Annotated in this window: 13 protein-coding genes; 3 read left to right on the top strand and 10 right to left on the bottom strand. The window is 72.7% G+C overall.

Annotated features, from left to right (window positions below; translation table 11 throughout):
- Positions 1 to 4: 4 nt before the first annotated feature.
- The 6 genes from VFO26_RS00350 to VFO26_RS00325 are packed head-to-tail and all read right to left on the bottom strand — an operon-like array spanning position 5 to position 6,737.
- On the bottom strand, positions 5 to 1,483 hold the full coding sequence (locus tag VFO26_RS00350) for a penicillin-binding protein 2 (protein ID WP_325112874.1): 1,479 nt from the start codon (positions 1,481 to 1,483) through the stop codon (positions 5 to 7).
- On the bottom strand, positions 1,480 to 2,787 hold the full coding sequence (locus VFO26_RS00345) for an FtsW/RodA/SpoVE family cell cycle protein (RefSeq protein WP_325112873.1): 1,308 nt from the start codon (positions 2,785 to 2,787) through the stop codon (positions 1,480 to 1,482). Before VFO26_RS00345 ends, VFO26_RS00350 begins: the two co-directional genes overlap by 4 nt.
- Positions 2,784 to 3,704 carry a Stp1/IreP family PP2C-type Ser/Thr phosphatase gene (locus VFO26_RS00340; RefSeq protein WP_325112872.1) on the bottom strand — a complete coding sequence of 307 codons (921 nt, stop codon included), beginning with the start codon at positions 3,702 to 3,704 and terminating at the stop codon, positions 2,784 to 2,786. The genes VFO26_RS00345 and VFO26_RS00340 overlap by 4 nt, the downstream gene beginning before the upstream one ends.
- Before the next feature lie 10 nt (positions 3,705 to 3,714).
- Positions 3,715 to 4,197: an FHA domain-containing protein gene (locus VFO26_RS00335; protein ID WP_325112871.1), complete on the bottom strand. Its 483-nt coding sequence runs from the start codon at positions 4,195 to 4,197 to the stop codon at positions 3,715 to 3,717.
- On the bottom strand, positions 4,194 to 5,024 hold the full coding sequence (locus tag VFO26_RS00330) for a DUF3662 and FHA domain-containing protein (protein WP_325112870.1): 831 nt from the start codon (positions 5,022 to 5,024) through the stop codon (positions 4,194 to 4,196). The genes VFO26_RS00335 and VFO26_RS00330 overlap by 4 nt, the downstream gene beginning before the upstream one ends.
- Before the next feature lie 27 nt (positions 5,025 to 5,051).
- The gene (locus VFO26_RS00325; RefSeq protein WP_325112869.1) at positions 5,052 to 6,737 is read right to left on the bottom strand and encodes a serine/threonine-protein kinase; all 1,686 of its coding nucleotides are present in this window, start codon (positions 6,735 to 6,737) and stop codon (positions 5,052 to 5,054) included.
- 126 nt (positions 6,738 to 6,863) lie between these two features.
- On the opposite strand from VFO26_RS00325, the gene VFO26_RS00320 reads away from it, so the two are divergent.
- The 3 genes from VFO26_RS00320 (at position 6,864) to VFO26_RS00310 (ending at position 9,465) form a co-directional block, all read left to right on the top strand.
- A complete protein-coding gene (locus tag VFO26_RS00320) occupies positions 6,864 to 8,036 on the top strand; it encodes a CARDB domain-containing protein (protein WP_325112868.1) in 1,173 nt (390 codons plus the stop codon).
- A gap of 133 nt (positions 8,037 to 8,169) precedes the next feature.
- The gene (locus tag VFO26_RS00315; RefSeq protein WP_325112867.1) at positions 8,170 to 8,640 is read left to right on the top strand and encodes a DUF4446 family protein; all 471 of its coding nucleotides are present in this window, start codon (positions 8,170 to 8,172) and stop codon (positions 8,638 to 8,640) included.
- A gap of 288 nt (positions 8,641 to 8,928) precedes the next feature.
- A complete protein-coding gene (locus VFO26_RS00310) occupies positions 8,929 to 9,465 on the top strand; it encodes an HNH endonuclease (protein WP_325112866.1) in 537 nt (178 codons plus the stop codon).
- Between the two features lie 6 nt (positions 9,466 to 9,471).
- Here the strand turns inward: VFO26_RS00310 and VFO26_RS00305 are convergent, their stop codons facing one another.
- From VFO26_RS00305 to leuC, 4 genes are read right to left on the bottom strand one after another with little or no spacing between them, the layout of a single operon-like run.
- Entirely contained in the window at positions 9,472 to 10,329 is an 858-nt protein-coding gene (locus VFO26_RS00305) for a prephenate dehydratase (RefSeq protein ID WP_325112865.1), read from the bottom strand.
- A 36-nt stretch (positions 10,330 to 10,365) separates the two neighbouring features.
- The gene (leuB, locus tag VFO26_RS00300; RefSeq protein WP_325112864.1) at positions 10,366 to 11,346 is read right to left on the bottom strand and encodes a 3-isopropylmalate dehydrogenase; all 981 of its coding nucleotides are present in this window, start codon (positions 11,344 to 11,346) and stop codon (positions 10,366 to 10,368) included.
- The gene (gene leuD, locus VFO26_RS00295; RefSeq protein ID WP_325112863.1) at positions 11,343 to 11,936 is read right to left on the bottom strand and encodes a 3-isopropylmalate dehydratase small subunit; all 594 of its coding nucleotides are present in this window, start codon (positions 11,934 to 11,936) and stop codon (positions 11,343 to 11,345) included. Before leuD ends, leuB begins: the two co-directional genes overlap by 4 nt.
- Positions 11,933 to 13,345 carry a 3-isopropylmalate dehydratase large subunit gene (leuC, locus tag VFO26_RS00290; protein ID WP_325112862.1) on the bottom strand — a complete coding sequence of 471 codons (1,413 nt, stop codon included), beginning with the start codon at positions 13,343 to 13,345 and terminating at the stop codon, positions 11,933 to 11,935. The genes leuD and leuC overlap by 4 nt, the downstream gene beginning before the upstream one ends.
- Between the last annotated feature and the right edge of the window lie 4 nt (positions 13,346 to 13,349).

Genomic DNA, 13,349 nt, shown 5'->3' with positions numbered 1-13,349 from the left:
CCAGCTACGGATTTCCCGCGGGAATCAGGATCGCCTCCATCACCGCGCGCGCGATCGGCGCCGCGGTGGCGCCGCCCGTGAGGCTCTGGCGCTCGAGCGCGACGGCGATCGCGACGGACGGCCGCTCGCCGGGGCGGCCGGCGAAGGCGATGAACCAGGTCGTGTTCCGCCCGGCCACGCCGGTCTCCGCCGTCCCGGTCTTGCCGCCCACCCGGAAGCCGGGGATCCGCGCGGCCGTTCCGGTGCCCGCCTCGACTGCGCGCACCATCATGTCGCCGATGTCGCGCGCGTTGACGGGGCCGACGGCGCGGTCGAGACGCTCGCGCCCGGTGCGGGAGACGGTCTTCCCCCGGGGCGACACGACCTTCTCGACGACGTACGGGCGCATCACGATCCCGGCGTTGCCGATCCCACCCGCCACCATCGCCATCTGTAGCGGCGTCACGAGCATCCTCTCCTGGCCGAACGCCATGCGGCCCGCGTCCACGTCCGAGTCGCGCGTCGGGAACCAGAGCTCGCCTCCTCGGTACAGCCCGCTCGGATACCGCTCCCCGTCCGGCGTCTCGAGCGGCGGCCGCTCGTAGAACCCGAATTTGCGCGACTGCTCGAGGATCCGCTTCGCGCCGAGGGCCTTCCCGATGTTGCAGAACACCGAGTTGACCGAGTACTGCAGCGCCGTCGCGAGCGAGAGCCGCCCGAAGGGACTCGACGTGTCGAAGTTGTTGACCCTCTTGCCGTACGCGATGCAGTAGCCCGGGTCGGTGAAGATCGAGTCGGGCGCGAAGCGGTTCGTCTCGAGCGCCGCCGAGGCGGTCACGACCTTGAAGATCGAGCCCGGCGGGTAGAGGCCCTGCGACGCGCGGTTCACGAGCGGCGCGGCCGGACGGCAGTCGGCGGTGATCCGGCCGATCTCGGAGAACCGGCTCTCGACCAGGTTCGGGTCGTAGCTCGGCGAGGACGCCATCACGAGGAGCTTTCCGCTTCTCGGGTCGATCGCGGCGACCGCGCCGCACGTCCGCCCGAGCTGCTCCAGCGCGACGCGCTGCGCGCGGAGGTCGAGCGTCGTGACCACGGTGTCGCCGACGATGGGCTTGCCGCGGAGATCGTTCAGCTGGCGCTCGACGAGGTCGGCGAGCCCGCGCTCGGTGCCGGTCAGGGTCCCGTTCAGGGACTTCTCCAGCCCCGCGCGGCTCCGTGAGACGGTCGAGTAGCCCACGACGTGCGCCGCGAGCCTCCCCTGGGGGTACTTGCGGAAGTAGAGCGTCTTGCCCCGGCGCTGCTGGGGGCGGTTGCGCGCCAGCACGCGCGTGGGCGCGAGGATCAGCCCGCGCCGGATCTGGAACTCCGCGACCCGCTGGATCTCGTTGTCCTGACGGGCCGCGAGCCCCGGCCGGGCCCAGGTCTGCCAGTACGTCGTCCCGACGACCAGGGCGACGATCAGCGCCATCGCCACCCAACCGACCCGGGTCAGCTGCCGGTTCACGTCGGTGCCGTCCGCACGGCGCGGTGGGAGACGAGCATCAGGAGGGCGAGCATCACGAAGTTCGAGACGACGCTCGAGCCCCCGTACGAGACGAACGGGAGCGTGATGCCCGTGAGCGGCACGATGCGGAGGACGCCGCCGACGATGATGAACGTCTGCAGCGCGAAGCCGAACGCGAGGCCCGCGGCGAGCAGCTTCGAGAAGCCGTCGTGCGCGACGAGCGCGACCCGCATCCCTCGCGCGACCAGCGCGAGGAAGAGGAGGAGCACGGCCGCCGCCCCGATCAGGCCGAGCTCCTGGGCGATCGCCGAGTAGATGAAGTCCGTCTGCAGGTACGGGATCAGCTGCGTGCCGTCGACGGTCTGGAACGTGCCCTTGCCGATCCCCGTGCCGCCGTAGCCCCCGTTCGCGATCGAGTACAGGCTCTTGACCAGCTGGTACGAGTCACAGTTCTGGCGGTACTCGAGCGCGCCGTTGAGGGAGCAGTACACCTTCTCGTCGGTCCACGGCTCGAGCCACACGGTGACGCGCTGCTGGACGCGGCTCAGCGAGTCGTAGAGCACGGTCGCGCCCCCGGCGAACAGCACGAGGCCCGCGACGACGTACGAGAGCCGCCCGGTGGCTGCGTAGAGCATCGCGAGGAAGATCCCGAAGTTGAGGAGCGCCGACCCGAGGTCGCTCGTCTGGACGAGCACGAGCATCGCGCCGCCCCAGATCGCGAGGAGCGGGCCGAAGTCCTTGAGGCGTCCCCGGGCGAGCGCCTCGCGCTTGTCGCGCAGGTACCCGGCGAGAAAGATGACCAGGAAGATCTTCGCGATCTCGCCGGGCTGGAACCGCAGCGGCCCGACCTCCACCCAGAGCCGGACGCCGTTGACCCGCTCCCCCAGGCCCGGGATGGACGGGAGCATCAGGAGCACGATCGCCGAGACCCCGAAGACGTACTTGTACCGCTCGAGGACCCGGTAGTCGAAGCGGAGCCAGAAGAGCACGAGCGCGAACGCCAGGACGCCGACCGCGACCCAGACGAGCTGCCTGCGGCCGTCCTGCGGATCGAGGCGGTAGACGAACGTGAGGCCGATCGCGGAGATGAGCGCGGTGAGCGGGAGCAGCGTCGGGTCGGCCTCCGGCACGGTCCAGCGCGCGACGAGGTGGGCGACGACGAAGATCCCGCCCAGGATCCCGGCCCAGGGCAGCCAGCCGTAGTCGATCTCGGCGACGTCGGAGAGCCAGGCGCTCGCGAACGCGCTCGACGCGACGAGCCCGGCGAGGAAGAGGGTGAGCAGCTCGCGGTTCCGGGCGCTCACCGAAGCAGGCTCCACCAGACCGCGAACGTCGCGATCGCGAGGAGCGTGATGACGAGCAGCAGCGCGGGCCAGCGGCTCCCCTTGCCGGCGCCGTGGCGGCGTACGCCGTCGACGACGGTCTCGCTCGTCTCCTCGTCCGGATCCAGAGCGGGCCGCGGCGGCGATCCGTCGGAGGAGGCGCGGGTGCGCTCTGCAGGCTCCCCCTCGACGACCTCGAAGAGGACGACCGTCACGTTGTCCTCCCCGCCGGCGGCGTTCGCTGCTCCGATCAGCGCCTCAGCGGCGCGGTGCGGGTCCCCGTCCGCAGCGCCGAGCAGGCGCGCGATCTCGTCGTCCCGCACCATTGCGGAGAGCCCATCCGAGCAGAGGAGGACGAGGTCGCCCGGCCGGAGGTCGACGGTCAGCGTGTCCACGTCCACCTCCGCCTCGGTGCCGAGCGCCCGCGTGATCACCGAGCGATGGGGGTGCACCGCCGCCTCGTCCTCGGTCAGGCGCCCGCTGCGGACGAGCTCGCCGACGAGGGAGTGATCGGTCGTCAGCTGCTCGAGGGTGCCGTCACGAAACCGGTAGGCGCGCGAGTCTCCCACGTGGGCGACCGAGAGTGCGCCGGCGCGCTCGTCGACGAGGGCGACGGTCGCCGTGGTGCCCATGCCCGCCACACCGGGGTCCTGCAGCGACCGCTGGAAGATCCGCGCGTTGGCCGTGCGGACCACCCCGACCACGCCCTCCTTGTCGCTGACCGCCGCGGCGGCTTCCTCGATCGCCGCGGCGGCGAGCCGTGAGGCCAGCTCGCCGGCCTGGGCGCCGCCCATCCCGTCCGCGATCGCGAAGAGCGGCGGATCGCATACGAACGCGTCCTCGTTCCGGCGTCGCTTGCGCCCGGTGTCGGTCTGCCCGGCGGCCCGCCCGACGATCATCGGAGCACCACTATGCCTCTACCAGCAGGTCGGTGTGGCCGATCCGGATCACGTCCCCCGGCTGGAGCAGCCGGGCGCTCGTCACGCGGGCGCCGTTCACGAACGTCCCGTTGGTCGAGCCGGCGTCCTCCACCCACAGGCCGTCGGCGCGCCGCGAGAGGGTCGCGTGGCGGCTGGAGACGGTCGTGTCCGCATCGAGCCGAATCATGTTCTCTGCACCGCGACCGACGCGCGCGCTGTCGGTGAGCTCGATCGCCGTCCCGGCCTGCAGCGCCGGGCTCGCGAGGACCACGACGCGGCCCGTCTGGATGCCCGCCGCGGCCCGCAGGGCCGAGGCCTCGGACGCGGGGAGGATGATGCTCTCCTGGGGGGCGCCCGCGCTCAGGCCCCGCGTCGCCGAGCGCACGACGAGCCAGACGAACAGGTACAGGAGCACGAGGAACGTCACCTTGAGGCCGAGCAGCGCCTCGTCGACCGTCACGGCGGCGGTCACCGGAGAGCGCGGCCGAAGACGAGCTCGGTGCCGCCGATCGTGATCCGGTCGCCGTCGTCGAGTCGCGCGCGGCCCGAGACCGCGCGGCCGTTGAGCTCCGTGCCGTTCGTCGAGCCGAGGTCGGCGACGACCCACACCGTCGGGCTCTCCTGGACGAGCTCGACGTGGCGTCGGGAGACGTTGCCGTCGTCCACCCGGATGTCGCACTCGCGCGAGCGGCCGACGACGATGCGGCTGGACGTGATGGGGACGGTGCGACCGCCGACGGTCAGCGTGACCTCCTCGCGCGCCACGGCGGGCGGTGGGCCGTCGTCCTCCCCGAGGGGCGTCTCCGGCCGGTAGACCATCGTGGCTGCGGGCGGCTCCGGCACCACCACCGGGACGGGAGGGGGCGCCGGGACCGCCACCGGGGCCGGGGGCGCGGCCGGGAGCGGTTCGGGCGTCGCGACGCGCTCCTCGGGCTGGGCCACGCGGGTCGCGATCCCGAACTCGCCCATCGCGAGGTCGTCGTCGGTCTGGAGGAGCACGCGGGGCGGCGTGAGCAGCGCGTACCCCTCGCGGCGGGCGTGCTCGACGAGGTACTCCTGGAGCTCGCCGACGAGCGAGCCCTCGTACGCGGCGAACTGCGCTCGGTCGGGCGCGGACAGGTACAGCGTGAACTCGTTCGGCACGTAAACCCGCGAGACCGAGACGGAACGGTGCTCGTCCATCTCCTTGGCGAGCTTCCGCGCGAGCTCGACCGGCTGGACGTGCGTCCGGAAGGCGCGCCCGAAGATACCTTCGAAGAGGCCCTCGATCTTGCTCTCGATTGCGCGCAGGACGCTCATGAAACGGGGCGCCTCCCCCGAACGAGTCTAGCGAGCACCGCGACGGGCGATCGTCGCGAGAAGCGGTCGCACCGCGAGAAACGGCCGTACCGCGAGCAGGCCGCAGAGGAGCCACGTACCGAAGACGAAGCCGGGCCACGGGATCGACGGAGCCCACGCGAGCACCAGCGTCACCTGGAGGGCGCCCAGGCAGGCGATGCCCCACGGCCCGCGCGCCGCCGCGCGCGGAAGCAGGATCGCGACGAGCGCCAGCGCGAGCGCGGTGGTCGCGAGCCCGGGGCTCGCGCTCAGCACCGTGCCGAGCGCGTGGAGCACGTCGGTGGGCCGCTCGGTCTGCGCGATCCCGAGGTCGCCGACGACGACGCCTCCGAGCGGGAGGGCGCTCCCGGTGAGGCCTGCCACGGCGGCCGCGGTGAGCACACCGGCTCCTGCCTGCAGCCCCCGCCGCCAGGCGCCGCGCGCGGGCTGCACCGCGAGCGGGAGGAGCGCCAGCAGACCGATCGACGCGAGGACCGGACCGGCCCAGAAGGCGAGCCCCGCACGCGCATCGCGCCACGTCACCGCGAGCCAGCCGAGCGCGAGCGCGCCGTACACGAGGGCGGCGGCCAGCGCCACGTTCCCGAGGGCGAAGACGGGGGTCGCGAGCGCCAGCGCGAGCCCGAGGCGCGGAGCCCGGAGCGTGGTCAGCGCGGCCACGACCGCGAGCGCGGCGAGCGCCGGGGTCGGCCAGAAGGGCAGCAGGGAGCCGCCGACCGCCGTGGCGAACGCGGCCAGCCCTGCGGGGACGAGGCGCTCGCGGGCCGGAAGCGCGGCGGCCGCGGGCCGTGCACGGGGCGCCGACCTGCCCTTGCGGGCCGTATCACGTCTCCGGTCGGGCCGCGGTCGCGGCACGACGAACGCCTCGCGGAGCTCGGCGGCGAGCCACGCGGCGGTGGGACGCTTCGCCGGGTCGACGGAGAGAGCGCCGTCGACCGCCGCGAGGAGTCGCCGAGGCAGGTCGCCACGGCGTGCCGAGAGCGGCGGCGCGCCCGCTGCGATCGTCGACGCGACGTCGGGGAGGGGCACGCCCCAGAACGGATGGCTGCCGGCGAGGGACTCCCACAGCATCACGCCCACCGCCCAGACGTCGCTCCGCTCGGAGGCCTCCTCGCCGCCGAGGCGCTCCGGGGCGATGTAGGCGAGCGTTCCGGGAACGTCGCCGACGGCGGTGAGGGTGTCCGCCTCGTCGAACTGCGCGAGACCGAAGTCGAGCACCCGGACCGAGATCGACTCTCCCTCCTCCACGAGCACGTTCGAGGGCTTCACGTCGCGATGGACGATCCCGCTGCGATGGGCGTGGGCCAGCCCGTCGAGCACCTGGGCGGCGACCTCGACGGCGGCCGCGTCGTCGAGCCCGTCGGCGCGGAGCGTCTCGCGCAGCGTGCGGCCGCGAAGGTACTCGTATGCGATGTAGACGTGCCCGGGGTCCTCGCCGAAGTCGTAGGCCCTCACGCAGCGCTCGTGGCGCAGGCGGGACGCGGCCTCCATCTCGCGCGCGGCGCGCGCCGCTCGCTTGCCCTCTCGGGGGACGATCTTCAGCGCGACGTCGAGGCCGGTCCGCTCGTCGCGCGCGAGCCACACGGAGCCCGAGCCCCCTCGCCCGAGCGGCTTCAGGGGCCGATAGCGGTCGAGGACGAGCGCTCGGTCGGGTAGGGCGAAGGCAGCGGACGACACCGGGTCTCGTCCTTCGGCGCTCAAGGTGAACGTCCTCCGCCGCCGAATCTCCCGTACACTCGGCCGCGTCAGGCCGTTCGGCGGGACAGGACTCGTCGAGCGTCACCGGGCCCGGCGGGGACCAACGTGACCGTGCACGACGACGACATCCTCGACTTCGACTTCGTCGACGACGAGACGCGCGAGCTTGCCCCGACGACCCGGCCCGGTGGGACGCGGCCGCCCGGCGGCGACGGCCCGCGCGGCGGCGGGGGAGGGCCTCGTCGGCCCCAGTTCCGCGCGCCGCACGGGATCACGCCGCTTCTCCGTCTCGCAGGTCTCGTCGCGCTCGCGATCCTCGTCGTGGTGCTGCTCGCCATCTGGGTCCAGGGCTGCGCCGCCGAGGACGACCAAACCACCTACTCCGCCTACCTCGGCGACGTCGGCGAGGTGGGGAGGGACTCGGCGAAGGTCGGCGCCGACCTCGCGACCCTCCTCACGACGCCCGGGCTCGCGCAGACCGAGCTCGAGACGAAGCTCGGCGGGTTCGTCCAGAGACAGCAGCTGGACGTGGAGCGGGCACGCGATCTCGATCCACCGGGCCCGCTGACGCCGGCCCACGCCTATGCGGTGCAGGCGCTCGAGCTCCGGGTCACCGGCCTGCAGGGCATGCTCGACACGTTCCGTGCGACGAAGGACACCGACGACCAGACCGCGGCGGGCCAGCAGCTCGCCGCGCACGGCACCCGGCTCGAGGCAAGCGACGTCGTCTGGAGAGACCTCTTCCAGGGCACGGCGACCGCGACGATGACGACCGAGGGCGTCGAGGGCCTCAACGCTCCCGCCTCGGTGTTCGTCGAGAACCCCGACCTCTACACGGCCCGCTCGATGAGCTCGATCTGGCAGCGCGTGCACGGCGCGTCGACCGGAGGCACTCCCGGCGGGCTGCACGGCAGCGCCCTCGCGTACACCGAGGTCCAGCCCGCCGGCGTCCAGCTCTCCACCACGACGGAGACGAAGATCACGATCTCGACCGACCTCGCCTTCGAGGTCGGCGTGACCAACTCGGGCGAGAACCAGGAGGTCGGCGTCAAGGTCAAGCTCACGATCCCGGCGCAGCCGACGGCGATCGCGAAGACCGGGACGATCGACGTGATCGACCCCGGCGAGACGAAGACCGTGACGTTCTCCGACTTCCCGGACTTCCCGTTCGGCGAGAACACCACCGTGCAGGTGACCGTCGAGCCCGTCGCAGGGGAGACGAACACCGGCAACAACACGGCTGAGTACCCGGTCGTGTTCACGCTCGAGCCGTCGTGAGTCGCTCGCCTGCGGCTCGCTCCCGCGGGGGAAACCCTGTTTCCCCCACGTGCCCCCTTCTCCTCCTCTCGTGTGGGCCAACCTCCCGGTTCCCCCACGCCCCCTCCCCACTCACGAGCCGACGGGTCGGCTCGTGAGCCTCGAGCTCGGGGTGGCCGTCGCCGCGGTCGCGGTCTCGATCCTCGCGCTGCTCGCAACGCTCGCGGCCTGGCGGCAGGTTCGGGTCTTGCGCCGCGGGCAGCGCGCGATCCTCGGCGGGTCGACCTCGGACGTCGTCGACTTCGCGGTCTCGCTGCAGGGCAGGATCGACGACCTTCACCGCGCCGTCGACGAGGTCGCGGCCGGCCTCACGCGGGTCGACCGGCGGGTGGACGGGTCGGTGACCAACACCTCCGTCGTGCGCTACGACGCCTATCAGGACGCGGGAGGCCGGCAGTCCGCCTCGTTCGCGTTCCTCGACTCGACGCGCACCGGCACGGTGGTGACGGCGATCCAGGGCCGCGACTACGCACGCGTCTACGTGAAGGAGCTGGAGCGAGGAAGGCCCTCGCACGCCCTCTCCCCCGAGGAAGCCGAAGCCGTCGAACGGGCGATGGCCCGCTGACGCCACCGGCCGCGTCCGGCTCCCGGCCGGCGGAGCCGGCCTCCGCCGGACGCTCGCGCCGCTGAGCGCCCGCGCCTCTCCGGGTCTGTGCTCTCGCACTATCCCCTCCGGTCGCGCACGCTCAGCGACGCGCCGGAGACGTCAGCGGCAGCGTGGTCGGGAACACGCGCGCGAGCCCCGGCCGGCGAAGTCGGCGCCCTCCCACTGCGCACGGTCGAGCCGCGAAAATGCCTCCACAGAGAGCTTTCCGGGGGGTGCTCGCGGAGGCGCCGATGCTACGCTCGCGCCGTGCAGCACGTGCTCGTCCTGAACGCCAGCTTCGAGCCTCTGAACGTGTGCTCGACTCGTCGTGCGCACGTGCTCGTCTGGAAGGGGAAGGCCGAGGTCGTGGAGCGGCTCGACGAGCCGATCCGCACCGCTACGAACACGTACACGCGCCCACACGTGATCCGTCTCGTCACCTATGTCCGCGTGCCGAGGTCGGTCAAGCGACGCATCTCCCGGCGGGCGCTGTTCGCCCGTGACGGCTGGCGCTGTGTCTACTGCGGGGACCACTCGTCGCGGCTGACTCTCGACCACGTCGTGCCCCGGTCGCGCGGCGGGGACTCGGTCTGGGAGAACGTGGTCACGGCGTGCAGCCCGTGCAACCTCCGCAAGGGCGATCGGCTGCTGGAGGAGACGCACATGCACCTCCCCCGTCCTCCGCGCGCGCCCTCGCCGGTGCTGTTCATCAGCCTGGCGCTCCACCGCGTGCCCGACGCGTGGCTCCAGTACCTCCCCGCGCTCGAGCACGCACGCAGCGGGATCGCGGCCGAGGCCGCATAGGCCCGATCAGGCCGCGACCGTCTCCCACCCCTCGTCGCGATCGGCCCGGTAGGAGCCGAACACGCGCAACCGCGCCGTCTCGGCCTGCATCTCGACCAGCGCGGCCGCGACCTCGTCGTCGAGCGGGTGCCCACCGAGCACGCAGTCGAAGCGGTAGTCGAACGGCCGGGAGGGGATGGGGCGCGAGACGAGCTGCACCATGTCGATCTTGCGACGCGCCAGCGGCTCGATCGCACGGTGGAGCGCACCCGGACGGTGATGCGTCTCGAAGGTCAGCGCGGTGCGCCACTCGCCGTGCCGCCGGTCGAGGCGGGTGTACGGCGCGAGCGCGGCGAAGCGCGTGTACGCCTCGTGGTCGCCGACGTCGTCGCTGATCACGGCGAGCGAGTGCATCCGCGCCGCGCGTCCGCTGGCGATCGCGACGACCGTGGGGTCGCCGAGCTCCGCGACGGCGGCGGCCGCGTCGCCGGTGGTGGGTGCCACCACGGCGGTCGCCCACGGCATCGACGAGAGCAGGCGCCGGCACTGGTCGAGAGCGACCGCGTGCGAGCGGATCTCGCGGACGTCCTCGAGCGGGATCGCCTGCGGCCCGACCAGGCAGTGTCGGATCGGCAGGATCGCCTCCGCGACGATCGAGAGCGCCGAGTCGTAGAGCAGGTCGTGCGTCTCGTTCACCGGCCCGACGAGCGAGCTCTCGATCGGGAGCACGCCGTAGGTGCACGCGCGCGAGGTGACCGCGTCCACGACGTCCTGGAACGACGCCTGCGCGACGAGCCGGGCGGCGGGGAACAACCGGTCGCAGGCGGCCGCGCTGTGGGCGCCCTCGCGGCCCGGGTAGGCGACGGTGTTGTCGGTCTGCGTCAAGGTGCGCTGCCTCTTCGAAGGGTCCGCACCGCGCTCCTAGCCCTCGAGGGCCCGCAGGACGGCGTCGCCCATGCCACGGGTGGTGGCCGTGCCTCCGAGGTCGGGCGTCGGCGCGTCGCGCAAGCCCGTCTCGACCGCCCGCTCGAGCGCCTCCGCCTCGTCCGGACGCCCGAGCCCGTGGCGGAGCATGAGCGCGGTCGAGCGGAGCATGGCCGCCGGGTTCGCGATCCCCTGACCGGCGATCTGCGGCGCGGAGCCGTGCACGGGCTCGAACAGCCCGGGCGGTTCGTCTCCGAGCGACGCCGAGGCCGCGACACCGAGGCCGCCGGTGACCGCCGCGGCGACGTCGGAGAGTATGTCGCCGAAGGTGTTCTCCGTGACGACGACGTCGATCGTCTCGGGCGCGGTGACGACGGTCATCGCGAACGAGTCGACGAGCGCGTGGTCGAGCGGCACGTCGCCGTACTCGGACGCCCCCAGCTCCGAGACGACGTCCCGCCAGAGCCGTGAGGTGTGGAGCACGTTCACCTTGTCGACCGACGTCAGCCGCCCACGGCGCTCGCGGGCGATCTCGAACGCGCGACGCGCGATGCGCTCGACCTCCGGCCGCGAGTACTCGCACGTGTCGAACCACGTGCCGTCGTCGCGCGTCCCCTTCGCGCCGAAGTACAGGCCGCCGACGAGCTCGCGCACGATCACGAGGTCGATCCCGTCCGCGCTCGCCGGCCGGAGGTTCGCGTAGACGCCGAGCTCTCGACGGAGCCCCAGCAGCCCCTGCTCCGGGCGGACCGGTCTGCCCTCGAGCTCGGGCAGCCCGACGGCGGCGAGCAGCACGGCGTCGGCCGCTCGGCACGCCTCCAGCGTCTGGTCGGGCAGGGGAGTGCCATCGGCGAGGATCGCGTTGCCGCCGAACGCGTGCTCGGCGTGCTCGATCCCGAGCGCGTCGAGCACGCGGATCGCCTCGGCGGCGACCTCGGGCCCGATCCCGTCCCCCGGCAGGACCGCGACGAGGGTCACGCGATGCCGTGAGCCGTCTCGTAGGCGGTGATCGCGTCCTCGTGCTGCAGCGTCAGGGCGATCTCGTCGAGTCCGTTGAGGATCCTGTGACGCGTGGACTCGTCGAACTCGAACGGCACCTCGCGACCGTCGGGGGCGACGATCACGAGGCGCTCGAGGTCGACGGTCATCTCGGTGCCCGTGTCGAGGTCGACGCTCTCCATGAGCCGCTCGACGTCGGCGTCCGGCAGCACGATCGCGAGCAACCCGATCTTCCCAGCGTTCGTCCGGAAGATGTCGCCGAACGAGGGCGCGACCACCGCATCGATGCCGTAGTCCTGCAACGCCCACGCGGCGTGCTCGCGAGAGGAGCCGCACCCGAAGTTGCGCCCCGCGAGCAGGATCGACGCATCGCGGAACTCGGGCCGGTTGAGCTCGAAACCGGGCCGCTCTCTGCCGTCCTCGTCGAAGCGCCAGTCCCTGAAGAGGAACTCCCCGTAGCCCGTCCGCTCGATCCGCTTCAGGAACTGCTTCGGGACGATCTGGTCGGTGTCGACGTCGGGCCGGTCGATGATCGCCACACGGCCGGTGACGCGCTGCAGCGCCTTCATGCCGGGACGGGCTCGCGCTCGAGCGTGCGGACGTCGACGAAGTGGCCGTGGAGCGCGGCCGCGGCGGCCATCTGCGGGCTGACGAGGTGCGTTCGCCCGCCGCGGCCCTGGCGGCCCTCGAAGTTCCGGTTCGACGTGGACGCGCACCGCTCGCCCGGCGCGAGCACGTCGGGGTTCATCCCCAGGCACATCGAGCAGCCGGCCAGCCGCCACTCGAAGCCCGCATCCAGGAAGATGCGGTCGAGGCCCTCCTCCTCGGCCTGGCGGCGCACCTGCGCGGAGCCGGGCACCACGAGCGCCGTCACGCGCGAGTCGATCCTGCGGCCCTCCACGACCGTGGCGGCGGCGCGCAGGTCCTCGATCCGGGAGTTCGTGCAGGAGCCGATGAACACACGGTCGATCCGGATGTCCTCGATCCGCTCTCCCGGCCGGAGATCCATGTAGGCGAGCGCCCGCTCGGCCGCGGCGCGGTCGTCGGGGTCCTCGAACGACGCGGGGTCGGGGACGGAGCCGGTCACGGGGACCACCATCCCCGGGTTCGTGCCCCAGGTGACCTGCGGGACCAGCTCGGCCACGTCCACGATCACGTGCTCGTCGTAGGTCGCGTCCGGGTCGCTCGCGAGCGAGCGCCAGTCCTCGACGGCCCGCTCCCAGTCCGCTCCCTGCGGGGCGAACTCGCGGCCCTCGAGGTACGCGAAGGTGGTCTCGTCCGGAGCGATCATTCCCGCGCGCGCGCCCCACTCGATCGACATGTTGCAGACGGTCATGCGCTGCTCCATCGAGAGCGCGCGGATCGGCTCGCCCGCGTACTCGACAACGTGGCCCACGCCGCCGTCCACGCCGACCTGGCCGATCGCACCGAGGATGAGGTCCTTCGCCGTCAGGCCGGAAGGCAGCGTCCCCACGAGCTCGAGGAGCATCGTGCGGGGGCGGGGGAGCGCGATCGTCTGCGTCGCGAGGACGTGCTCGACCTCCGAGGTGCCGACCCCGAAGGCGAGCGCGCCGAAGGCGCCGTGCGTGGAGGTGTGGCTGTCGCCGCAGACGACCGTCTTGCCGGGCTGCGTCAGCCCGAGCTCCGGCCCGATCACGTGGACGATCCCTTCGTGTCCGGAGCCGGTGCCGTAGAGGCGGACGCCGAACTCGTGCGTGTTCGCGCGCAGCGCGTCGAGCTGGGCCTTCGCCAGCGGGTCGGTCACGGGCCCGGGGAGCGTCGGCACGTTGTGGTCCATCGTCGCGACCGTCCGCTCGGGGCGCCTCACGGTACGGCCGGAGAGCCGAAGCCCCTCGAATGCCTGCGCGGACGTGACCTCGTGGACGAGGTGCAGGTCGACGTAGAGGAGTGTCGGCTCGCCTTCCCGCTCCAGGACGACGTGGGGGTCCCACACCTTCTCGAACAGCGTCCTGCCCATCTCC

The organism is Gaiella sp., assembly GCF_035710885.1.
Lineage (GTDB): Bacteria > Actinomycetota > Thermoleophilia > Gaiellales > Gaiellaceae > Gaiella.
Note: the sequence above shows the minus strand (reverse complement) of the source record. Positions and strands in the feature narration are given on the sequence as shown.